Here is a 22,097-nt window from a genome sequence, read left to right as displayed (position 1 = left end):
CGGTTTTGCAAGGAGAGCGGAAATGCCAGGCTATACCCCCCCGATCGCGGATTTCCAGTTTCTCCTGCATGACGTGCTCGACGTGCAGAATGCCGACATTCCGGGCTATGCCGAACTCGACCGCGATTTCACCGGCGCGATCCTGGACGAGGCCGGCCGGCTCGGCACCGAACTGCTCGAGCCGCTGAACAGGACCGGCGACCGCGAGGGCTGCCGCCTGACCGAGGGGGCGGTGCGCACGCCCGACGGGTTCCCCGCCGCCTTCCGGACATTGCGCGAGGGCGGCTGGATCGGGCTCGATGCGCCCGAAGAATTCGGCGGTCAGGGCCTGCCCTACCTGCTGAACAGCGCCGTGACCGAGATGTTCAGCGCCGCGAACCAGGCCTTCACCATGTATCAAGGGCTCACGCACGGGGCGATCTCGGCGATCTTCGCACATGGGAGCGATACGCAGAAGGCGCTGTTCCTGCCCCGCCTCGTCGCCGGCGAGTGGACCGGCACCATGAACCTGACCGAACCGCAATGCGGCACCGACCTCGGCCTGCTGCGCACGAAGGCCGAACCCTCGGGCGACGGCAGCTATGCGATCAGCGGCGAAAAGATTTTCATTTCCGCCGGCGAACACGACCTTGCCGACAACATCATCCACCTCGTGCTGGCACGGATCCCGGGCGGCCCCGACGGCATCCGGGGCATCTCGCTCTTCATCGTACCGAAATACCTCGTGAACGAGGACGGCAGCCTTGGTGCGCGCAACGCCGTGACCTGCACCCACCTCGAAGACAAGATGGGTATCCACGGCAATGCCACCTGCGCGATGCGCTACGACGGCGCAAGGGGCTGGCTGCTCGGACAGGAGCACCGGGGGATGCAGGCCATGTTCACCATGATGAACGAGGCCCGCCTCGGCGTCGGCCTGCAGGGTCATGCCCAGGCCGCGATCGCCTACCAGCACGCGGCGGCCTATGCGCGCGAACGTCTCCAGGGGCGCGCCGCCGGCGGGGCGGAAAACCCGGACGGTCCCGCCGATCCGATCATCGTCCACCCCGACATCCGCCGCAGCCTGATGGACCAGCGCGCCTTCGTCGAGGGCGGCCGTGCCCTGCTGCTCTGGGGCGCAAGCCTCATCGACCGCGCCCACCGCAACGGGGACGCCGGGGCCGAGGCGCTGATTTCCCTGCTGACCCCGGTGATCAAGGGCTTTCTCACCGACGAGGGCTTCACCATGGCGGTGCAGGCCCAGCAGGTGTTCGGCGGGCATGGCTATATCGAGGACAACCCCATGGCCCAGTTCGTCCGCGATGCCCGCATCACCATGATCTACGAGGGCGCGAACGGCATCCAGGCGCTCGACCTCGTGGGGCGCAAGCTGGCCCGCGACGGCGGGCAGCAGATGATCGGCTTCCTCGACCATGTCCGCGACTGGGCCGCGCAGAACGACGGGGACGACGAAACCTTCACCCGCACCATCATCGCTCCCCTCCTCGCGGCCGCCGACGACCTTCAGGCCGCGGGCCTTTATTTCATGAAGGAAGGCGTCAAGGACCCGGACAATGCCCTGGCCGGCTCGACCGATTTCCTGCACCTCTTCGGCCATCTCTGTCTCGGCTTCATGTGGGCGCGAATGGCCCGGGCCGCGCAGGCCGCGCTCGAAAACGGCGCCCCCGATGCACAGACGCAGGAGGCCCGCCTCGCAACTGCCCGCTATTACATGGCCCGCCGCCTCCCGGCGACAGCGCTCCATCTCGTCCGCATCCGCAGCGGCGCCGCGCCGGTGATGGCGCTCGCTCCCGGGCAGTTCTGACATGAGCCGTGCCCCGATCCTCCCGCCGCACCGGCCCCGGTCTTCTTCTGGCCGGAAATATCCCACGGGGGTGTGGGGGTGTGAAACCCCCACCCGACCGCCCATCTCGCGCCTGAGAAGGAAATCCGCCCCATGACCGACGCCTTCATCTATGACGCGCTGCGCACGCCCCGCGGCCGGGGCCGCAACGGCGGCGCCCTGCACGAAGTCACGAGCCTGCACCTCAGCGCCCTCGTTCTGGACGCGGTGAAAATGCGCAACGGGCTCGAGGGGCACGCGGTCGATGACGTGATCTGGGGCAACGTGACCCAGGTCGGCGAACAGGGCGGCTGCCTTGCACGCAGCGCCGTGCTCGCCTCCGGCCTTGACGAGCGCATTCCCGGGCTGGCCATCAACCGCTTCTGCGCAAGCGGGCTCGAGGCGGTGAACCTTGCCGCGAACCAGGTCCGGGGCGGTGCCGGCGCGGGCTATATCGCCGGCGGCGTCGAGATGATGAGCCGCGTTCCCATGGGCAGCGACGGGGCGGCGATCGCGGTCGATCCCGTGGTTGCGCTCGGCAGCGGCTTCGTGCCGCAGGGCATCTCGGCCGATCTCATCGCCACCGAATACGGCCTTACCCGCGAGGATGTCGACTCTTACGCCGTCGAATCCCAGCGCCGCGCCGCCCATGCCTGGGCAGAGGGGCGCTTTGCCGCCTCGATCCTGCCGGTGCGCGACCAGAACGGTCTCGTGCTCCTCGACCGTGACGAGCACATGCGCCCCGATACCGACCTGAACGCACTGGGCGCCCTCACCCCGAGCTTTCAGGCCATGGGCGAACAGATGCCGGGCTTCGATCAGGTGGCCCTGCTGAAATACCCTCATCTCGAACGCATCCGCCACGTGCATCACGCCGGCAATTCCTCGGGGATCGTCGATGGCGCGGCGGCCGTGCTGATCGGCGACCGCAGTTTCGGCGAGACATGGGGGCTGCGCCCGCGCGCCCGCATCCGCGCCACCTCGCGCATCGGCACCGATCCGACCATCATGCTGACCGGCCCGGTTCCGGCGACCGAACGGGTTCTGGAAGCGGCGGGGATGACCATCCGCGACATCGACCTGTTCGAGGTGAACGAGGCCTTCTCGGCGGTGGTGCTGCGCTTCATGCAGGCCTTCGGGGTCGATCCCGCGCGCGTCAACGTGAACGGAGGCGCCATCGCCATGGGCCACCCGCTCGGCGCGACCGGTGCGATGCTGGTCGGCACGCTGCTTGACGAACTCGAGCGCAGCGACCGGGAAACCGGGCTCGTCACCCTCTGCGTCGCCTCGGGCATGGGCGCGGCCACCATCATCGAGCGCCTCTGAAGGAGCACCGCCATGACCGACTTCACCATGGAGAAAGACACGGAAGGCGTCGCCACCATCACCTGGGACGTGGCCGGACGGTCGATGAACGTGATGTCCTTCGACGGGCTGCGCGAACTGGACGGCCTGATCGACGCGGCGCTGGCCGACCCCGCGGTCAAAGGCATCGTCATCACCAGCGGCAAGGCCGACAGCTTTGCCGGCGGCATGGATCTGAACCTGCTTGGCCGGATGAAGGACACAGCCGGCGACGACCCGGCACGGAGCCTTTTCGAGAGCGTGATGCAGATCCACACCCTGCTGCGCAAGATCGAGCGCGCCGGCATGGACCCGAAGACGCAGAAAGGCGGCAAGCCGGTCGCGGCGGTGCTGCCCGGCACGGCACTCGGGATCGGGCTCGAACTGCCGCTGGCGACGCATCGCATCTTTGCCGCCGCAAATCCGCGCGCGCGGATCGGCTTTCCCGAGATCCTCGTCGGTATCTTCCCGGGCGCCGGCGGCACCACGCGGCTCATGCGCAAGCTCGGCGCCATGGCGGCCGCGCCCTTCCTGCTCGAAGGCAAGCTCGTCGCGCCCGAGCGCGCGCAATCGGCCGGGCTGATCGACGAGATCTGCGACGACCCGCTCACCGCCGCGCGGGACTGGGTGCTTGCCGCGACGGATGGCGATCTGGTGAAACCCTGGGACCGGAAGGGATACCGGATGCCGGGCGGCGCGCCCTATCACCCGGCGGGCTACATGACCTTCGTTGGCGCAAGCGCCATGGTGAACGGGCGCACCAAAGGCGCGCTGCCCGCACCGAAGGCCCTGCTCAGCGCCGCCTATGAGGGGGCGCTCGTCGATTTCGACACCGCGCTTCGGGTCGAGGCGCGCTGGTTCACCAATATCCTCCTGAATCCGAGTTCGGGCGCCATGATCCGCTCGCTTTTCGTCAACAAGGAGGCGCTGGAAAAAGGGGTCATGCGCCCCGAGGAAATTCCCGACCGCCGCGTCAGCCGCCTTGGCGTGGTCGGCGCCGGCATGATGGGGGCCGGCATCGCGCTGGTCGGGGCCCGCGCCGGCATCGACGTGGTGCTGATCGACCGGGATCAGGCCGCCGCCGAACGCGGCCGCGCCCATGCCGAGAACTATCTTTCCGAGGGCGTGAAACGCGGCAAGACCACGCCGGCCCAGCGCGACGAGACGCTTGCGCGCATCACCCCGGCCACCGATCTTGCGCATCTGCGCGACTGCGACCTCGTCATCGAGGCGGTGTTCGAGGACATGGCGGTCAAGACCGGCATCCTGCGCGAAATCAGCGCGCATATCGGCGAGAACTGCATCCTTGCCACCAACACCTCGACCCTGCCCATCGGCGACCTGGCGCAGGCGAGCGCCGCGCCCGAGCGGTTCATCGGCATCCATTTCTTCAGCCCGGTCGAAAGGATGGCGCTGGTCGAGATCATCAAGGGCCGGGAAACCGGTGCGGCGGCGCTCGCGTCCGCGCTCGATTTCGTGCGCCAGATCCGCAAGACCCCGATCACGGTGAACGATGCGCGGTTCTTCTACGCGAACCGCTGCATCATCCCCTATATCAACGAGGGGCTGCGCATGGTGTGCGAGGGCACCGTGCTGCCGCTGATCGACCACGCGGCGGAACAGCTCGGCTTTCCGGTCGGCCCGATCCGCCTGACCGACGAGACCAGCATCGCGCTCGCCGCCCAGATTGCCCGTGCCACGCGGGCTGCGGCGGGCGGAGCCGATCCCGAGAACCCGGCGGATGACCTGATCTTCTGGATGGAGGAACAGGGGCGGCTCGGGCGCAAGGCGGGGGTCGGGTTCTTCGACTATGACGACAAGGGCAAGCGGCAGGGCTACTGGGGCGGGCTGGCCGCGCGCCATCCGGCGGCCGAAACACAGCCCGCGCTGGCCGAGGTGCAGGACCGGCTGATCCTTGCGCAGGTGCTGGAGGCGGTGCGGGCTCTGGAGGCGGGCGTGCTCGAGGACATCCGCGAAGGCGACGTGGGCGCGGTGCTCGGCTGGGGCTTCGCGCCGTGGTCGGGCGGGCCGTTCAGCTGGATCGACATCACCGGCCCGCGCGAGGTTGCCCGCCGCGCCGACCGGCTGGCGGCGCAGCACGGGCCGCGCTTTGCCTGCCCGCCTCTGCTGCGCGAGATGGCCGAGAGCGGCACGCGGTTCTATGACCGCTTCGCGGCCGAGCCCCGCAGCGCATGAAGGCACGGCCCGGCGGGTATCGGCACGGTGTGAACGGCCGTCCGCGCGGCCGGGCAGCGCGCAGCCACGCAGTTTTCATTTCAACGCCGCATTGAAACCGGCTAGGTTCGCCCAAAACAGGAACGGGGCAGACCTATCGCGCAATGACAGCGTTGAAGAAATACCAGCGGCTCGAGGCCAGCGGCCTCTGGCGCGCCGGCCCGCGCGCCGAACCGCGCGAAGTGGTGGTGTCGCTCGGGAAGGCCACGCTCACGATTTCCGATCTCGACGACCTCGCGCTCGCGCACTGGTCGCTCGCGGCGCTCGCCCGCGCCAATCCCGGGCAGGAACCCGCGATCTATCACCCCGACGGCGATCCCGGCGAGACACTGGAACTGGCCGAGGGCGAATCCACCATGACCGACGCGATCGAGCGGCTGCGTCGCGCGGTCGAACGTGCGCGTCCGCGCCGGCGCCGGGGGCTGCGGCGCCTCGTGCTGCTGATCGTGCTGGCCTTTGCGCTCTGGGGGAGCGTGTTCTGGCTGCCCGGGGCGATGCGGGACTATGCGGTGATGGTCGTACCGCCGATCAAGCGGCAGGAGATCGGGCGCGCGCTTACCGCCCGGATCGAAACGCTCGCCGGCCCGGCCTGTCAGGACGTCGAGGCGAACATCCCGCTCGCCGCGCTGGCCCGGCGCAGCGGTATCCGCCGGCTCGTGGTGCTGCGCGACCTGCCGCGCCCCGCGCTCTATCTGCCCGGCGACATCGTGCTGGTCGACCGTTCCCTGATCGAGGATCACGAGGATCCGGCGGTGGTCGCCGGTCATGTGGTCGCGGAACATGCGCGCGCGGACGGCGACGACCCGCTCGCGCATCTGCTGCGCGATGCAGGCCCCATCGCGACGCTGCGGCTCGTGACCACGGGCGAGATGTCGCGCCGCGCGCTGGAGCGCCATGCCCGGCGGCTGCTGGATGAAACCCCGGCTCCGCTCCCGGCCGAGGCGCTTCTTGCGGGCTTTGCCAGCGCCGAAATCCCGGCGACCCCCTTTGCCCGCACCGACGCGATGCAAGGCACCGTGATGGAGGCACTCGAGGCACGGGATCCGATGAACGGCCGCAGCGGCACTCCGGTGCTTGCGGATCGCGACTGGGTGCTGCTGCAGACGATCTGCGGACGCTAGCGCGGGTTTAGGGCCTATCTGGTGCCGAACATCCGATCCCCGGCATCGCCGAGGCCGGGCAGGATATAGCCCTTGGCGTCCAGCCCGCGATCGACCGACGCCGTCGTGATCGGAACATCGGGGTGCGCTCCCTGCAGCCGCGCCAGCCCCTCGGGGGTCGCAAGCAGGCGGAGAAAGCGAATCCGGCGCGCTCCGGCCTGTTTCAGCAGGTCCACCGCGGCCGCGGTGGAATTTCCGGTGGCGAGCATGGGATCGAGCAGTATCACCACCCGCTCGGACAGATCCTCGGGCAGCTTGGAATAATACTGCACCGGCTGCAGCGTCTGCGGATCGCGGTAAAGACCGACAAAGCCGACCCGCGCCGACGGGATCAGTTCAAGCGCACCGTCGAGCATCCCGTTCCCCGCCCGCAGGATCGAAACCAGCGCGAGCTTCTTGCCGTCGAGCACCGGCGCCTCCATCGGCTCCATGGGCGTGTCGATGCGTCGCCGGGCCAACGCAAGATCCCGCGTGACCTCATAGGCGAGAAGCTGGGTGATCTCGCGCAGGAGCCGCCGGAACGGGCCGGTCGGCGTGCTGCGCTCGCGCATGAGCGTGAGCTTGTGCTGCACGAGCGGATGGTCGATCACCTGTACCCCCGCCGCACCGGGCACATCGGTCGCAGGGCACGGGGGCAACGCGGAAGAGCCTTGGGACATAGGGCGCGGACACTCCGGGCGGTCGGGGGCCAGTACGGGGGCCGGGTTGGGGCCGATCTGGGGGCCAGTCTGCCGGATCCCCCACGGCGGCGGCGCGCGGGACAGTCGGGTTCCGGCAGGGCACAGCCTGTCCGGCGGCGGCGGAATTTGCAATGGCGTTCTCGGAAATCTCCGCCTACGCTCGGAACTGACGAGTGCCCGGCAAGGGGCGGAAGGGCGCCCCGCCGGGACGGGCGCGCCACGACAGGCGGGCAACGACAGGCAGAGGGAGCGGAGCATGCGCTACAGCGAAGTCTACGAACGCTGGAAACGGGATCCCGAGGGTTTCTGGATGGCCGCGGCCGAGGCGATCGACTGGCTGCGCCCGCCGACCAAGGCGCTGTTCGACGACAGGGCGCCGTTCTACGGCTGGTTCAGCGACGGGCTGGTGAACACCTGCTGGAACGCGGTCGACCGCCATGTCGAGCGGGGGCACGGCGACCGGGTCGCGATCATCCACGACAGCCCGGCCAGCGGCGTGATCCGGCGCATCACCTATGTCGACCTGCGCAACCGCGTGGCGCAGCTTGCCGGGGCGTTGCGGGCCAAGGGCGTGGAAAAGGGCGATCGGGTCATCATCTACATGCCGATGATCCCCGAGGCGCTGATCGCGATGCTGGCCTGCGCGCGGCTCGGAGCGATTCATTCGGTGGTGTTCGGCGGCTTTGCAAGCCGCGAGCTCGCGGTCCGGATCGACGACTGCCGGCCGAAGGCGATCATCGCCGCCTCCTGCGGGCTCGAACCGGGGCGGGTCGTGCATTACAAGCCGCTGCTGGACGGGGCGCTCGAACAGTCGGAGCACCAGCCCGATTTCTGCGTGATCTTCCAGCGCGAACAGGAGGTCGCGCATCTCGAGGAAGGGCGCGACGTGAACTGGCACGGCTTTCAATACGGGGTCGAGCCGGCCGAATGCGTCCCGGTCGAGGGCGATCACCCCGCCTATATCCTTTACACGAGCGGCACCACGGGGGCGCCCAAGGGGGTCGTGCGCCCGACGGGCGGGCATCTCGTGGCGCTGAACTGGTCGATGAAGAACATCTACAACGTCGATCCGGGGGACGTGTTCTGGGCCGCCTCGGACGTGGGCTGGGTGGTCGGACATTCCTATATCTGCTACGGGCCGCTGATCCATGGCAACACCACCATCGTCTTCGAGGGCAAGCCGGTCGGCACCCCTGATGCCGGAACCTTCTGGCGGGTGATTTCGGACCACCGCGTGCGCAGCTTCTTCACCGCGCCGACCGCCTTTCGCGCGATCCGGCGCGCCGACCCGAAGGGCGAGCTGATCGGCAGATACGACCTGTCCTGCCTGCAGGCGCTTTACCTTGCGGGCGAGCGCGCCGACCCGGACACGATCGAATGGGCGCAGGAGGTGCTGCGGGTGCCGGTCTATGACCACTGGTGGCAGACCGAGACCGGCTGGACCATCGCCGGCAATCCGGCCGGGATCGAGGCGCTCCCGGTCAAGGTCGGCTCTCCGACCGTGCCGATGCCCGGTTACGACGTGGAGGTCCTGGACGAGGGCGGCGAGCCGGTTCCGCAGGGCGAGCTTGGCGCCATCGCGATCCGCCTGCCGCTGCCGCCGGGCACGCTTTCGACGCTGTGGAACGCGCAGGACCGGTTCCGCGCCTCCTATCTCGACCGGTTCCCGGGCTATTACGAAAGCGGCGACGCGGGGATGAAGGACGACGACGGGTATCTCTGGATCATGGCGCGCACCGACGACGTGATCAATGTTGCCGGCCACCGGCTTTCGACCGGCGCCATGGAAGAGGTGCTGGCGAGCCATCCGGATGTGGCGGAGACCGCCGTGATCGGGGTCGCGGACGAATTGAAGGGAAGCGTGCCGGTCGGGTTCCTGTGCCTCGCCTCCGGGGTGGAGCGCCCGCATACCGAAATCGTCGCGGAATGTGTCGCGCTTGTGCGCGAGCGCATCGGCCCGGTGGCGGCCTTCCGCCTGGCCGTGGTGGTCGAGCGGCTGCCGAAGACGCGATCCGGCAAGATCCTGCGCGCGACCATGGCCAGGATTGCCGACGGGGCCGAATACAGGATGCCGGCGACCATCGACGATCCTGAAATCCTCGACGAGATCCGCGCCGCGCTCGGCACCATCGGCTATGCGCGCAGCAGCATCGCGGCCCAAAGCTGACATGGCGCCGGCGGGGGGAGGGGGGCACACCCCCGCACCCGCATGACCTGCGGGGGTTTCACACCCCCGCACCCGCATGACCGGCGGGGGTTTCACACCCCCGCACCCGCATGACCGGCGGGGGTTTCACACCCCCGCACCCCCGTGGGATATTTCTGCCAGAAGAAGGCAGGGCGGCGGTGCCGCGCCGGACCACCCGGGAGTTCGGGCCGGGCGCTCAGGCGAACTGTTCGGAGATGAGGCGCTCTTCCAGCCCGTGGCCCGGATCGAACAGGAGGCGGTGGCGGATCGAGGGTTCGGACCAGGCCTCGACCCGGATCACGTCGGCCACATGCAGCGCATCGGCATCCGAGACCACCGGGCGCTTGTCGGCCTCGAGCACGTCGAAGCGCACGAGCGCGGTCTTGGGCAGCAGCGCCCCGCGCCAGCGGCGGGGGCGGAAGGCCGCGATCGCGGTCAGCGCCAGCACATCGGAGCCGATCGGCAGGATCGGCCCGTGCGCCGAGTAGTTATAGGCCGTGGATCCGGCCGGCGTGGCCAGAAGGGCGCCGTCGCAGGCGAGTTCGGCCATGCGCAGCCGCCCGTCCACCGTGATGCGCAGCTTCGCCGCCTGGGGGCCCGCGCGCAGCAGCGAGACCTCGTTGATCGCAAGCGCGTGATGGGTCTTGCCCGAGCGGTCGGTGGCGCGAACCGAGAGCGGGTTGATCACCTCTTCCTCGGCCATGCGCAGGCGTTCGATCAGGTTGTCCTCGCTGTAGTCGTTCATCAGGAAACCGACCGTGCCGCGGTTCATGCCATAGACCGGGACCGAATGGTCCTGGGTCGCATGAAGCGTGCGCAGCATGAAACCATCCCCGCCGAGCGCCACGATCACATCCGCGCGTTCGGGGGCGACATCGCCGTAACGCCCGACGAGCGTGCGGCGCGCGGTCTGCGCGACCTCGGTCTCGCTGGCCAGGAAGGCGATCTTGAGGGACATTGGCAGGGACTTTCCGCTCGCTGGTTCCTGGCGCGAGAGAAGCATACCTCCCGCGCGGATGCCAGCATTAGCATTCCAGGCTTCACCCCCGTGTGATAATCATCTAGGAAGGCCTGCAAACCCAATGTCTGCAACTGATTGGAGCCAGCCATGAGCGCATCTGCGACGACCCCCGGTTTCTTCACGTCCAAACTATCCGAATCCGACCCCGAACTGTTTGCCGCGGTCACCGGCGAACTGGGCCGCCAGCGCGACGAGATCGAACTGATCGCGAGCGAGAACATCGTGTCCCGCGCGGTCCTGGAAGCTCAGGGATCGATTCTGACCAACAAATATGCCGAGGGCTATCCCGGCCGCCGCTATTACGGGGGCTGCGAATTCGCGGATGTCGCCGAGAACCTGGCCATCGAGCGCGCCAAGCAGCTGTTCGGCTGCGAATTCGCCAACGTGCAGCCGCATTCGGGCAGCCAGGCCAACCAGGGCGTGTTCATGGCCCTGCTGAAGCCCGGCGACACCATTCTCGGCATGAGCCTCGACGCCGGCGGCCACCTGACCCACGGGGCGGCTCCGAACCAGTCGGGGAAATGGTTCAACGCGGTGCATTACGGCGTGCGCCGGCAGGATGACCTGCTGGATTACGAACAGGTCGAAAGCCTGGCCCGCGAGCACAAGCCCAAGCTGCTCATTGCCGGCGGCAGCGCGATTCCGCGGGTCATCGACTTTGCCCGCATGCGCGCGATCGCCGATGAGGTCGGGGCCTATTTCCTGGTCGATATGGCGCATTTCGCCGGGCTGGTGGCCGCGGGCGAGCATCCGAACCCCTTCCCGCATGCGCATATCGCCACCACCACCACGCACAAGACCCTTCGCGGGCCGCGCGGCGGCATGATCCTGACCAATGATGCGGGCCTTGCGAAGAAATTCAACTCGGCGATCTTCCCCGGGATCCAGGGCGGGCCGCTCATGCATGTGATCGCCGCCAAGGCGGTTGCCTTCGGCGAGGCGCTGCGCCCCGAATACAAGACCTACATCCAGAACGTGGTCAAGAACGCGAGCGCGCTGTCGGACCAGCTTGTGAAGGGCGGGCTCAAGACCGTGACCGGCGGCACCGACACCCATGTGATGCTGGTCGATCTGCGTCCCAAGGGGGTCAAGGGGAACGACACCGAGAAAGCGCTCGAGCGCGCGCATATCACCTGCAACAAGAATGGCGTGCCCTTCGATCCGGAATCGCCGACCGTGACCAGCGGCATCCGTCTCGGCAGCCCGGCGGGCACCACCCGCGGCTTTGGCGAGGCGGAGTTCCGCCAGATCGCCGACTGGATCATCGAGGTGGTGGACGGGCTTGCCGCCAATGGCCCGGAAGGCAACGGCGAGGTCGAGAGCCGCGTGCGCGAACAGGTGCTGGCGCTCTGCAAGAAGTTCCCGCTCTACCCCGACCTCTGATCGGGACGGGCGAGCCGGAGTTTCGGATGCGTCCGACACCGCAAGGATCAAGGCCGGCAGCGCAAGGATCAAGGCCGGCAGCCATGCGCTGCCGGCCTTTTCTTTTGTCGCCCGCGGTCTCCCGCAATGCCGAATTCCGCCGCCCCGCGAATGCGGTATGGACCGGCCCTCACAACCGGTTCCGCTTTGGGCTGATGATTGGCGCGGAAACAGGCACCAAATTGCCGAATATTGCGCTGACCGGTCAGAGAATCGGTGAAAGCTGCGCAAGGCGGTGCTAGCGTTTCCACATGTCTCCACCCAGTTTTGCACATAAATTGGCGATTTCGACTGCATTCCCCCGGCTCACCGTGGGAATGCGCGAAGCGATCAACATCGGCTTTCTGGCGCCGCTGAGCGGACAGGTCGAAAGCTGGGGACTGCCGGGGCTGAACGGCTGCCGGATTTGGGCCGACTGGCTGAACCGCAACGGCGGGCTGATGCTGGGCGGGCATCGCTACCCGATCGAGATCATCCCCTTCGACTGCCGCTACGACGGCAAGCGGGCGCTTGCGGGTGCGCATCACCTGGTCGGCGAACATGACGTAAAGCTTCTGCTGATGCTCGGCGGCGATACGCTGACGCTGTCGCGCGACTATCTGAACCAGCGGCGGATCCTGACCTCGACCCTGCTGCCGAGCGACCTGTCGCCGGACAGCCCCTATCTTATCGCGCCGAGCGAACTGCACCCGGTCTACAACGTCACCGGCGTCGAGTGGCTGGCGCGCAACCGCCCGGAATTGCGCCGCGTCGCGCTCTGCACGCAGGAGGATGCGCTTGGCCTGCCGTCGCTCGCAAGCTATCGCGCCGCCTTTGCCGCCACCGGCATCGAGATCGTCAAGCAGATCCGCTACCGGGCCGACAACTGCGATGTCGCGGCGGTGGTCCAGCCCATGCTCGACGCCGGGCCGGATATTCTCTGCTGGTGCACGAGCCGCACGCCGATGGTCCATGCGATGACCGAATATGCCCATGCGCAGGGCTTCACCGGGCAGATCCTGTCCTGCACGCTCGATCAGTACGAGCGGCTGGTGGCCCGCACCTCGGTCGGGTTCATGGAGCAGACGGTGTTCCAGTTCCCCGATTTCGACGACCCGCTGCTGCGGGAAAAGGCGTTCTTCTTCAATCAGCCACATGCGTTTTTCGAGGAATACAACCGCCGCTTTCCCGGAAGCTGGAGCGCGGTCAGCTGGGAATATGCCGCCATTCTGGACATCTGGCACGGGGCCGTGGAGAAATCCAACAGCACCGCGCCGGGGTCGGTGCTGGCGGCGATGAAGCAGCTTGGCCATGTCACCCATGCCTTCGGCCCGGCGCGCTGGTGGGGGCAGGACATGTTCGGCATCGACAACGCGCTGATCGGCGACTGGCCGGTGGTCGAAATCCGGGGCGGCAAGGCGCAGATCGTCGATTTCGGCTCGATTCCCGACTGGCTGGAGCAGCACGGCGATCTGCTCAAGCGCGAGATGATGGCGCTCGGGCAGTTGTGGGACCAGCGGGTTTCGAGCAGCGCCGGCCTGCTTCCCGACAGCGATCAGGCGGTGTCCTGACCACGCGCCCCAACGGCGTTCAGGTGGTCACAGATCCTGCAGCAGGAGCTTCTGTTCCTCGAGCAGGTGCAGCTTGATCAGTTCGACCGCGCGTTCCACATCGCGCGCGGCGATGGCCTGGAGCAGCGACTTGTAACGCTGCTGACATTCCCGGATCCGCCGCGGCGTCAGATGGCGGCGCAGCAGCGCCGCGCGAAAGCTTACCCGGCAGGATTCGATCGCAAGCCCGTAACAGGAGGCCAGCAGCGGATTGCGGGTGCCGGCGGCGATCTTGCGATACAGGTTTTCCTCGCCTGCGACGAAGGCTTCGACATCCGTGTGCACGTTTTCAAGCTCGGCCATGAGCCGTTCCAGTTCCTGAATTTCGCGCGGGGTCATGTTGATGACGGCAAGCCGCACCATTTCGGGTTCGATGATCCCGCGCACCACCAGGTGATCAAGCGGGCTGGTCTCGAAGGCGACCGAGGCCCCGGTGACCCCTGCCCCGGTTCCCTGGCCCGATTCGGCCTCGGGCGAACGCCAGGTCACGAAGCTGCCGCTGCCGGGGCGCCGGCGGATCACGTTGCGCGCTTCGAGCACATCGAGCGCCTCGCGCACGGTGTTGCGGGACACCCCCATTTCCGAGGCCAGCGCCCGTTCCGACGGAAGCCGTGAATCCAGCGGGTATTCCTCGCTCTTGATCTGCGCGAACAGCCGGTCGAGCACCAGTTGCACGGTGGCGCCAACCGAATGCGTGGTGATGATCGGCGACGTCATTTCGGGGCTTTCTGTGGTCATCTCTGCCTATCGGAGCTGCATGTTCGGAAGGTGCCGGGCCCGGCGACATGCGAATCCCGCAGGACCGCATCAGGGCCAAGTCTGCCGCAATTATCGAATCTGGTCCAGCGCGCGAACCATCCCGGGAAGCCGCCACCCGGAAAACGCATGACCGGTCCTGCGGCAAAGGCCGGAGCGGCGGGTGAATCACACCCCTTCCGGGGCTGATTCCGCGCTTCGGATTTCCCGTTTTCCCGGTGATTCCACCCACTTGGCCCTGACGCCGACAAGAAGTGTAAACACTTGATCGCAAGATGCTAATTAAATTTCTTGTCACAAAATTGGTATGCTGCTAGCGTCAAGAGTGGAACCAGAAGCATTTCCGGCCTGCTGGCGAATGCCGGCAGCATCCGCGACGAAAGAAACCGGTCCGAAACTGGTTCCCCAAAAAATCCACGCATAAAAATGCGGGACACACATGGGAGGAATTAATGTTTTCCAAGATGCTGAAGGGCGGCTTGTCACGTCGCCTGTTTTTGAAATCGAGTGCGGTCACCGCCGTCGGTGCCGCCTTGCCGAACGTCGCCCTGGCCGCCGAAGAGCCGATCAAGATCGGCTTTCTCGCGCCGCTGACCGGCGCCACCGCGGCCTGGGGCAAGCCGGGGCTCGACGGGTGCCGGATCTGGGCCGAGCGCATCAACGCGGAGGGTGGCGTCAAGCTGGCCGATGGCAATCACCCGGTCGAGTTCGTCGCCTATGACGAGGAATACGACCCCGCCAAGGCCCGCACCGGCGCGACCAAGCTGATCCGCGAAGATGAGGTCAAGTTCATCATGATGCTGGGCGGCGACCCCTGGCCCGGCGTGGAACCGGTTGCGGACAGGACGGGAATGCTGTTCTCGACCCTGCTGCCGTCGGACCTGTCGCCGGATACCACGACGCTCGTCGCCCCCTGCGAGGTGCACCCGGCCTATATCGTCACCGGCGTGGACTGGCTTGCGCGCAACCGTCCCGAACTCAAGACCGCGGTGATCTGCGCGCAGGATGATTCGCTCGGCCTGCCCTCGATCGCGACCTATCTCGCCGCCTTCGAGGCCGCTGGAATCGAACAACTGCGCAGGCCGCTCCTGTTCGATGCCTCGACCACCGATTTCGCCCCCATCGTCACGCGGCTGATGTCCGGCAACCCCGACATCATCTGCCTCGACACGTCCTATTCGGATTACGTGCACCCGATCTGCCAGCAGCTTTACCAGCAGGGCTACCAGGGGCAGATCATCTCGGCCACGCTCGATTTCTACGACCAGATCGTCCAGAAGACCTCCAAGGAATTCATGGAAGGCGTGATCTTCCAGTTCCCCGACTTCGACGACCCGGCGATGAACAGCGATACGGTCAACTTCAAGGACGCGAACGGCTTCTACGAGGAATACGCCAAGCGCTTCCCCAACCAGTGGGGTGCCGTGAGCTGGGAATATGCCGCGATCATGGATCTCTGGAAGGACGCGGCGGAAAAGGCCGGCAGCGCCGAACCCGCGGATGTTCTCGAGGCGATGCTCGACGGCGGCACGGGCAAGCATGCCTTCGGCGATGCGACCTGGTGGGGCGAAGAACTGTTCGGCATCAATCATGCCCTGGTCGGCAACTGGCCGGTGGTCATGATCGAGGACGGCAAGGCCGTCATCCAGGAGTTCGGCTCGATCCCGGACTGGTACGACCAACACGGCGATCTGCTCATCAAGCACATGAAGGAATATCGCCAGATGTGGGATCAGCGCAGCTGACCCGATCCTTCGTGCAGGCGGCGCGTTCCACCCGGTCGCGCCGCCCGGATTCCCGAATCCTGAATGATGAGAATGCGAGATGCTTGAATTCCTGGCCCAGACCGGCCTGAACTCTATCTATGCCGCCAGTTACATCGCGCTGATCGCGGTCGGGCTCGTCCTGATCTTCGGCGTGATGGGGGTGCTCAACTTCGCCCACGGCGAACTGTACATGGCGGGCTGCTATGTCATCGTGGCGCTTTATGCAAAAAGCTTCGTTCCCTTCTTCGTCGCCGTCGTCGCGGGCCTGATCTTCGTCGGCTGTCTCGGCCTGCTGATGGAAAGGGCCCTGTTCAGGCCATTGAGGGACAACCCGCTGGCCGGGCTGGTCGCCTCGATCGGTTTCCTGATGATCCTGCAGGCGATCGCCGCCATGGGTTTCGGCGTGCGGATGGAAAACATCCCGGTGGTGTCGCACAAGGTCATTTCCTTTACCGATTACGTGCGGCTGCCGGTGGCGCGGCTTTACGTGATCGTCGCTGCGGTGGTGATGCTCACGCTGCTGTGGTTCTTTCTCAAGCGGACCAAGTTCGGCTGGGCGCTGCGCGCTTCGGCGCAGGATCCGCAGGCCGCCGCGCTGCAGGGGATTTCGGTCAACCTGACCGCGAAGATCGCCATGTTCATCGGCGCGGCCTATGCCGGGCTTGCCGGGGCGCTCACCGCGCCGCTGGTCTCGGTCACGCCGCACATGGGGCATTCGGTCATCGTGACGGCCTTCGTGGTGATCATCGTCGGCGGCGTCGGTTCGCTCGAGGGGGCGGTGGTGGCCGCTGTCATCTATGCCGTGGTCCAGACCGTCGTGACGACGTTCTACGACGGAGTCCTTGCCGATATCGCCGGCCTTTCGCTCATGCTGATCGTCCTGATCGTCAAGCCCACCGGCCTGTTCGGGAGTGCAAACCGTGCGTAACCTGATATTCCTAGCCATCCTGGCTGTCGCCCTCGTCTTCCTGCCGAACCTGCTCAGCTTTTCCCAGCGCGAGATCCTTGTCTTCCTGACCTTCAACGTGCTCGTCGTGGCCACTTACCGGGTCATGACGCTGACCGGGGAATGGTCGCTCGGGCATGTGGTGCTCATGGGGGTCGGGGCCTATACCTCGGCGCTGCTGTCCAAGGATTTCGGGCTCTGGGTGCCGTTCAGCGTGATCGCCGGCGGCCTGGTCGCGGCGCTGGTCGCGCTCGTGCTCAGCTATCCGCTGTTCCGCATGAAGGGCTTTTACTTTCTCATCGGCAGCTTTGCCGCCGGCGAGATCATCCGCCTGCTGTGGAAGTGGAGCGGGTTCCGCAACGTCTTCGGCGGCACCAAGGGCATCAAGGGCATCCCGGCCATGCCGGATTTCTCGGTCGGGTTCTACAGTTTCGACTTTTTCGAGCCGACCAGCTATTTCTATCTCTCCGTCGTCGTGGTGGCGGTCTGCCTGCTGATCCTGTGGCGGATCGAGAAATCCCCGGTCGGGCTTACCTTCCACGCGGTGCACTGGCAGGACACGCTGGCGCAGGCGTCGGGAGTGAATATCCGCGCCTACAAGACGCTCGCCTTCGTCATCGCCTCGGGCTTTGCCGGGATCGCCGGCGCGCTGCTGGCGCATTACATCGGCACCATCAACCCCAACAGTTTTGATCTCGACGTGATGGTCTTCGTGCTCACCTGGGCGATCGTCGGCGGCACCACGACCTTCTACGGGCCGATTCTCGGCTGTGTGGTCCTGACCGCCCTCAACGAGGTCGTGCTGCGGCAACTCGGGTTCGATCAGGCCCGCCCGCTGTTCTACGGGCTGATCCTGATCCTTTCGATCCTGTTCATGCCGAACGGGCTGGAAGGCATCGTCCAGAAATTCACGCCCCGGAAGGAGGCAAAATGACCACAATTCTGGAAATCAAGGATCTGACGATCCGTTTCGGTGGCCTGACGGCGGTGGATCATCTGAACTTCAGCGTCGAGGAAGGCACAATCCACGGGCTGATCGGCCCCAACGGGGCCGGAAAGACCACAACCTTCAACATGGTTTCGGGCTTCTACACGCCGACATCGGGCGAGGTGCTGCTCAAGGGCGAGCGGATTTCAGGCATGCCGATGCACCTGGTCGCCCGCAAGGGGCTGGTGCGCACGTTCCAGCACTCGACGCTGTTTGCCGAACTCAGCGTGCTCGAGAACGCGCTTGTCGGCACGCATATGGTCTACAAGCCGAACATCTTTGCCGCGATCTTCGGTTTCGACGGCGCGGCCCGCAAGGCGGCGCGCGAACGGGCGGTCGAGGTGCTCGAATTCTTCGGCCTTGCCCCGCATCTGCACGAACGCGCGGGGGATCTCTCGCACGGGCACCAGCGGGCGCTCGGCATGGCGGTGGCCTATGCCAGCAAGCCGACAGTGATCCTGCTGGACGAACCCTTCACCGGCATGAACCCCGAGGAAACCCGGCACATGATGGAGCTCATGCGCCGGCTCAAGAGCGGCGGCACCACGATCCTGATCGTCGAACACGATATGCAGGCGATCATGGGCCTTTGCGACCGGATCACCTGCATGAGCTTCGGCAAGCTCCTGGCCGAGGGCAACCCGAGCGAGATCCGCAACCATCCCGCCGTGATCGAAGCCTATCTGGGAGGGGCCCGCCATGTTGCTTGAACTGCGCGATGTCAGCGTGAACTACGGCCCCGTCGCGGCGCTCAAGAACCTCTCGGTCAAGGTCGAGGAAGGTCAGATCGTCACCATCATCGGCAGCAACGGCGCGGGCAAGACCACGACGCTGCGGGCCATGTCGGGCATGCTGCCGGTAAAAAGCGGCGAGATCCATTTCGAAGGCAAGCGGGTGGACGGCATGGCGCCGCACAAGATCGTCGCCAACGGGATCGCCCATGTGCCCGAGGGGAGGCGGATCTTTCCCGATATGACGGTCGAGGAAAACCTTCGCACCGGGGCTTTCCTGCGCAAGGACAAGGCCGCGGTCGAACATGACCTGCGCGATGTCTACAACCGCTTTCCGCGCCTTCTGGAGCGGCGCCGGCAGCGGGCGCAGACCATGTCCGGCGGCGAGCAGCAGATGCTCGCCATCGGGCGCGCGCTCATGTCCAATCCGCGCATCCTGCTGATGGACGAACCCTCGATGGGGCTCGCCCCGGTGATCGTCGAGGAAATCGCCGTCATCATCGAGGAAATCAACGCCCGCGGCCTGTCCGTGGTGCTGGTCGAGCAGAACGCGGTCATGGCCCTCGAACTTGCGAGCTACGCCTATGTGCTGGAGTCCGGCAACATGGTGCTCGAGGGACCGGCCGTGGATCTGCGCGACGACGAAACCGTCCGCAAGGCCTATCTCGGGCTCTGATTTCGGAGACAGACCATGCAAATGGAAACCGGCATGAACCGCACCATCGAGGACCGGAAGACCCGCGAGGACCAGGCCGCCCGTGCCGCCGGCTGGTCGCGCGCCGACATCCTGTGGGAGCGCCTGATGGAACGGGGCAACAGCGCCTATCTGGACGGGAATACCGCCGGCGCCCGGGCCCTGTTCCGGCGGGCTGACCTTCTGTCGCGGGTCGCCTTTGCCGGTTCCGATCTGCGCCGCGCCACTGCCGCGGCCAACCTAGCCTTGCTTGCCGTGGGGGAAGGGCAGCAGGGCCGCGCCCGGCGCTTTCAGCGCCGGGCGCTCGATATCTGGAAACATGCGCCCGAACAGATCGCCGCGATGAAGATCGCACCGCGGACGCGCAGCTCGCTCTATCATCTGCGGATGGAGGTGAAGCACCGCGAGACCTATCACGACAACATGCGCATCCGCTTTTCGCGCTTTGCCACCGAAACCGGGGAAACCCTGCGCAGCCTGACCGCACCCCCTCCCCTGCCCCACCGTCACCACGGGCGCTGGCTCGGCGAGCGGCCGGGGGTTCATGACGACTCGCGCAAGATCCTCTCGGCCTGCCTGCTGATCATCGACCCGCGCTAGGCGCCAGGCCACCCGCACGAGACAATCACCGGAGCGCGCCGCGCGCTCCGGTCTTGCGTATGGCGGCATCGTGGGGCGGCGGATGAAATCCGCCCTGCCGCGTGACGCCGGAAGCAGTCATATCAAGGAAATCTGCGGGGAGTGTGGTGCCCAGGAGAGGAATCGAACCTCCACGGCCTTGCGGCCACTGGCACCTGAAGCCAGCGCGTCTACCAGTTCCGCCACCTGGGCAGGTGTCGTGGCGAGCGTGTAAGCCGGGCGACGCGTGCTGTCAATCACCCGCAGCGGTTTTCGCGTGCAAAAGGCAACGATTTTCGCCCCGATCGGGGGGCGCCCGCTCTTGCGCCTTGTTCTCTCATCGTCAGGGCGATAGATCACTCAATGAGCCAGAAGCAACGGGGGCCTCGGGATGTCCAGACTGGTCACGATCTACGGCGGGTCCGGTTTCATCGGACGTTATATCGCGCGCCGCATGTCGCGGCGGGGATGGCGGGTGCGGGTTGCCGTGCGCAACACGAACGACGCGGGCTTCGTGCGCACCTATGGCGTGGTCGGACAGGTGGTGCCGGTCTTCTGCAACATCCTCGACGATACATCGGTGGCTGCGGCCATGCATGATTCGGACGCGGTGGTGAACTGCGTCGGGATACTGTCCGAATGGCGCAGCAACCGCTTCGACGCGATCCAGGCCGAAGGCGCCGGGCGCATCGCGCGGATCGCCGCCGAACAGGGCATCCCGCGCATGGTGCATGTCTCGGCGATCGGGGCCGATCCCGAAAGCCGCAGCGATTACGCCCGCACCAAGGCCATGGGCGAAGAGGCCGTGCTGCGGCACATGCCGGATGCGGTGATCCTGCGCCCTTCGCTCGTCTTCGGCCCGGAGGACCGGCTGTTCAACCGTTTCGCCGCGATGAGCCGGCTGAGCCCGGTGCTGCCGATCGCCGGCGGCAAGAGCCGCTTCCAGCCGGTCTATGTCGATGACGTGGCCGCCGCCGCCGAAAAGGGCGTGATCGGCGACGCCGGCGCCGGCATCTATGAACTCGGGGGGCCGGAAGTGGCGACCTTCCGCGAACTCATGGAGCGGATGCTGACCATCATCCGCCGCCGCCGGATGATCGTGAACCTGCCGTTCTGGCTCGGGCGGGTGATCGCGGCCGGGTTTTCCGTCCTGCAATGGGTGAGCTTCGGCCTGTTCCGCAACGATACGCTGACCTTCGATCAGTTGCGCAATCTCGCCCGCGACAACGTGGTCGGGGAAGGGTCGAACAGCCTCCGGACACTCGGCATCCGGCCGACGCCGATGCAGGCGGTGCTGCCCGAATATCTGTGGCGGTTCCGCAGGGGCGGGCAATATGCCGACCTGCATGCCTCGACCCGGGACCAGCCTTCCGGCTGACCTTTCGCGGGGCCCTGCCCCCCGGCGAGGTCGTTTTCATGATTTCGTGAGATCGGGGAGCCTGCCCCGCACCTTCGCGTTGTGCCCATGCACAGGAGAAGGAGGCATAGATGCCCGGATTTCGCGCGATAGGTCGCACTGTCATCGTGGCGCTGTCGGCGCTTGTCCCGGTGTCTGTTGCAGGTGGTGACGCGTCGGGGCTCGACCCCGCGATCATTGACCAGTGCCTGGCATCGGCCAGCAGCGAGGGGGAGCGCTCCGATTGCGCCGGCGCGGGGCAGGAAAGCTGCCTCGCTTTCGTTGCGGCCCGGCACCCCGACCTTTCCGTGATCGACCGCCAGCTTGGCTGCCTGGACGCGGAACAGCAGGCATGGGACGCAAAGCTGCAATCGACCTATGACGCGCTGAAAAGCACCGAGGCCGAGCGGGGGAATGAACGCGCGACCGCGCTGATCACGATGGAGCGCGCCTGGATCGCCTTTCGCGACAGCCGCTGCGCTTATGACAAGGTCACGAACGGACATGGCACCGGCGGAATCCTGGCCGAGCCGACCTGCCGGCTGCGCGAAACCGCCCGCCAGACCGCCCTGCTCATGTCCTACCACGACGACCGCAGATAGGAACGGGACCACCCGCACAGGCCCGGTACAGGCCCGGTTGCCCGGCCGGATCGCCGGCACCCGTCACCTTGAAGATCGCGACCGCATTGACCGCGCGCGTTATCCGCCGGGCGCCGGACGACGCCCGAACAGTCACAGA

At 66.6% G+C, this 22,097-nt stretch carries 18 protein-coding genes and 1 tRNA gene; 15 read left to right on the top strand and 4 right to left on the bottom strand.

Annotated elements, in window-relative coordinates; all coding sequences use genetic code 11:
* Positions 1-22 precede the first annotated feature (22 nt).
* From B0B01_RS08485 to B0B01_RS08470, 4 genes are all read left to right on the top strand, one after another.
* Positions 23-1,804, top strand: coding sequence for an acyl-CoA dehydrogenase C-terminal domain-containing protein (locus B0B01_RS08485; RefSeq protein ID WP_076649465.1), 1,782 nt, complete (start codon positions 23-25; stop codon positions 1,802-1,804).
* 132 nt (positions 1,805-1,936) lie between these two features.
* Positions 1,937-3,148, top strand: coding sequence for an acetyl-CoA C-acetyltransferase (locus tag B0B01_RS08480; protein ID WP_076649464.1), 1,212 nt, complete (start codon positions 1,937-1,939; stop codon positions 3,146-3,148).
* A 12-nt stretch (positions 3,149-3,160) separates the two neighbouring features.
* Positions 3,161-5,362 carry a 3-hydroxyacyl-CoA dehydrogenase NAD-binding domain-containing protein gene (locus B0B01_RS08475; protein ID WP_076649463.1) on the top strand — a complete coding sequence of 734 codons (2,202 nt, stop codon included), beginning with the start codon at positions 3,161-3,163 and terminating at the stop codon, positions 5,360-5,362.
* Positions 5,363-5,505: 143 nt separating this feature from the next.
* Complete coding sequence (locus tag B0B01_RS08470) at positions 5,506-6,522, top strand: hypothetical protein (protein WP_076649462.1); 1,017 nt, start codon at positions 5,506-5,508, stop codon at positions 6,520-6,522.
* 14 nt (positions 6,523-6,536) lie between these two features.
* Here the strand turns inward: B0B01_RS08470 and upp are convergent, their stop codons facing one another.
* Positions 6,537-7,151: a uracil phosphoribosyltransferase gene (gene upp, locus B0B01_RS08465; RefSeq protein ID WP_268802039.1), complete on the bottom strand. Its 615-nt coding sequence runs from the start codon at positions 7,149-7,151 to the stop codon at positions 6,537-6,539.
* A 346-nt stretch (positions 7,152-7,497) separates the two neighbouring features.
* Between upp and B0B01_RS08460 the strand changes: the two genes are divergently transcribed.
* Entirely contained in the window at positions 7,498-9,408 is a 1,911-nt protein-coding gene (locus B0B01_RS08460; RefSeq protein WP_076649460.1) for a propionyl-CoA synthetase, read from the top strand.
* Positions 9,409-9,625: 217 nt separating this feature from the next.
* On the opposite strand, the gene B0B01_RS08455 is transcribed toward B0B01_RS08460, so the two are convergent.
* Positions 9,626-10,387 carry an NAD kinase gene (locus B0B01_RS08455; RefSeq protein ID WP_076649459.1) on the bottom strand — a complete coding sequence of 254 codons (762 nt, stop codon included), beginning with the start codon at positions 10,385-10,387 and terminating at the stop codon, positions 9,626-9,628.
* 150 nt (positions 10,388-10,537) lie between these two features.
* Between B0B01_RS08455 and glyA the strand changes: the two genes are divergently transcribed.
* Complete coding sequence (glyA, locus tag B0B01_RS08450; RefSeq protein ID WP_076649458.1) at positions 10,538-11,833, top strand: serine hydroxymethyltransferase; 1,296 nt, start codon at positions 10,538-10,540, stop codon at positions 11,831-11,833.
* 290 nt (positions 11,834-12,123) lie between these two features.
* Entirely contained in the window at positions 12,124-13,422 is a 1,299-nt protein-coding gene (locus B0B01_RS08445) for an ABC transporter substrate-binding protein (RefSeq protein WP_076649457.1), read from the top strand.
* A gap of 27 nt (positions 13,423-13,449) precedes the next feature.
* Here the strand turns inward: B0B01_RS08445 and B0B01_RS08440 are convergent, their stop codons facing one another.
* Positions 13,450-14,199 carry a FadR/GntR family transcriptional regulator gene (locus B0B01_RS08440; RefSeq protein WP_076649456.1) on the bottom strand — a complete coding sequence of 250 codons (750 nt, stop codon included), beginning with the start codon at positions 14,197-14,199 and terminating at the stop codon, positions 13,450-13,452.
* A 470-nt stretch (positions 14,200-14,669) separates the two neighbouring features.
* Between B0B01_RS08440 and B0B01_RS08435 the strand changes: the two genes are divergently transcribed.
* From B0B01_RS08435 to B0B01_RS08410, 6 genes are all read left to right on the top strand, one after another.
* Complete coding sequence (locus B0B01_RS08435) at positions 14,670-15,962, top strand: ABC transporter substrate-binding protein (RefSeq protein WP_076649455.1); 1,293 nt, start codon at positions 14,670-14,672, stop codon at positions 15,960-15,962.
* 79 nt (positions 15,963-16,041) lie between these two features.
* A complete protein-coding gene (locus B0B01_RS08430; RefSeq protein ID WP_076649454.1) occupies positions 16,042-16,911 on the top strand; it encodes a branched-chain amino acid ABC transporter permease in 870 nt (289 codons plus the stop codon).
* Positions 16,904-17,863 carry a branched-chain amino acid ABC transporter permease gene (locus B0B01_RS08425; protein ID WP_234967733.1) on the top strand — a complete coding sequence of 320 codons (960 nt, stop codon included), beginning with the start codon at positions 16,904-16,906 and terminating at the stop codon, positions 17,861-17,863. The genes B0B01_RS08430 and B0B01_RS08425 overlap by 8 nt, the downstream gene beginning before the upstream one ends.
* Entirely contained in the window at positions 17,860-18,627 is a 768-nt protein-coding gene (locus B0B01_RS08420; protein WP_076649452.1) for an ABC transporter ATP-binding protein, read from the top strand. Before B0B01_RS08425 ends, B0B01_RS08420 begins: the two co-directional genes overlap by 4 nt.
* Positions 18,617-19,324, top strand: a complete 708-nt coding sequence (locus B0B01_RS08415; protein WP_076649451.1) for an ABC transporter ATP-binding protein — start codon at positions 18,617-18,619, stop codon at positions 19,322-19,324. Before B0B01_RS08420 ends, B0B01_RS08415 begins: the two co-directional genes overlap by 11 nt.
* Positions 19,325-19,339: 15 nt before the next feature.
* Positions 19,340-19,942: a tetratricopeptide repeat-containing protein gene (locus tag B0B01_RS08410; protein ID WP_234967732.1), complete on the top strand. Its 603-nt coding sequence runs from the start codon at positions 19,340-19,342 to the stop codon at positions 19,940-19,942.
* A 144-nt stretch (positions 19,943-20,086) separates the two neighbouring features.
* Here the strand turns inward: B0B01_RS08410 and B0B01_RS08405 are convergent.
* Positions 20,087-20,173: transfer RNA gene (locus B0B01_RS08405), tRNA-Leu, on the bottom strand.
* 178 nt (positions 20,174-20,351) lie between these two features.
* On the opposite strand from B0B01_RS08405, the gene B0B01_RS08400 reads away from it, so the two are divergent.
* Positions 20,352-21,338 carry a complex I NDUFA9 subunit family protein gene (locus tag B0B01_RS08400; RefSeq protein ID WP_076649450.1) on the top strand — a complete coding sequence of 329 codons (987 nt, stop codon included), beginning with the start codon at positions 20,352-20,354 and terminating at the stop codon, positions 21,336-21,338.
* A 110-nt stretch (positions 21,339-21,448) separates the two neighbouring features.
* A complete protein-coding gene (locus B0B01_RS08395) occupies positions 21,449-21,958 on the top strand; it encodes a lysozyme inhibitor LprI family protein (RefSeq protein ID WP_076649449.1) in 510 nt (169 codons plus the stop codon).
* Positions 21,959-22,097: the final 139 nt, after the last annotated feature.

Source organism: Pontibaca methylaminivorans (genome assembly GCF_900156525.1).
Classification (GTDB): Bacteria; Pseudomonadota; Alphaproteobacteria; order Rhodobacterales; family Rhodobacteraceae; genus Pontibaca; species Pontibaca methylaminivorans.
This window is presented reverse-complemented; position numbering and strand designations above follow the sequence as displayed.

What these genes read in the sequence shown, in the direction of transcription:
- B0B01_RS08420 (WP_076649452.1), top strand. Translation starts at nt 17,860, where the DNA reads ATGACCACAATTCTGGAAATCAAGGATCTGACGATCCGTTTCGGTGGC.
- B0B01_RS08475 (WP_076649463.1), top strand. Translation starts at nt 3,161, where the DNA reads ATGACCGACTTCACCATGGAGAAAGACACGGAAGGCGTCGCCACCATC.
- B0B01_RS08460 (WP_076649460.1), top strand. Translation starts at nt 7,498, where the DNA reads ATGCGCTACAGCGAAGTCTACGAACGCTGGAAACGGGATCCCGAGGGT.
- B0B01_RS08410 (WP_234967732.1), top strand. Translation starts at nt 19,340, where the DNA reads ATGCAAATGGAAACCGGCATGAACCGCACCATCGAGGACCGGAAGACC.
- B0B01_RS08455 (WP_076649459.1), bottom strand. Translation starts at nt 10,387, where the DNA reads ATGTCCCTCAAGATCGCCTTCCTGGCCAGCGAGACCGAGGTCGCGCAG.
- B0B01_RS08440 (WP_076649456.1), bottom strand. Translation starts at nt 14,199, where the DNA reads ATGACCACAGAAAGCCCCGAAATGACGTCGCCGATCATCACCACGCAT.
- B0B01_RS08435 (WP_076649455.1), top strand. Translation starts at nt 14,670, where the DNA reads ATGTTTTCCAAGATGCTGAAGGGCGGCTTGTCACGTCGCCTGTTTTTG.
- B0B01_RS08415 (WP_076649451.1), top strand. Translation starts at nt 18,617, where the DNA reads ATGTTGCTTGAACTGCGCGATGTCAGCGTGAACTACGGCCCCGTCGCG.
- B0B01_RS08480 (WP_076649464.1), top strand. Translation starts at nt 1,937, where the DNA reads ATGACCGACGCCTTCATCTATGACGCGCTGCGCACGCCCCGCGGCCGG.
- glyA (WP_076649458.1), top strand. Translation starts at nt 10,538, where the DNA reads ATGAGCGCATCTGCGACGACCCCCGGTTTCTTCACGTCCAAACTATCC.
- B0B01_RS08445 (WP_076649457.1), top strand. Translation starts at nt 12,124, where the DNA reads ATGTCTCCACCCAGTTTTGCACATAAATTGGCGATTTCGACTGCATTC.
- B0B01_RS08395 (WP_076649449.1), top strand. Translation starts at nt 21,449, where the DNA reads ATGCCCGGATTTCGCGCGATAGGTCGCACTGTCATCGTGGCGCTGTCG.
- B0B01_RS08430 (WP_076649454.1), top strand. Translation starts at nt 16,042, where the DNA reads ATGCTTGAATTCCTGGCCCAGACCGGCCTGAACTCTATCTATGCCGCC.
- B0B01_RS08485 (WP_076649465.1), top strand. Translation starts at nt 23, where the DNA reads ATGCCAGGCTATACCCCCCCGATCGCGGATTTCCAGTTTCTCCTGCAT.
- B0B01_RS08470 (WP_076649462.1), top strand. Translation starts at nt 5,506, where the DNA reads ATGACAGCGTTGAAGAAATACCAGCGGCTCGAGGCCAGCGGCCTCTGG.
- B0B01_RS08400 (WP_076649450.1), top strand. Translation starts at nt 20,352, where the DNA reads ATGTCCAGACTGGTCACGATCTACGGCGGGTCCGGTTTCATCGGACGT.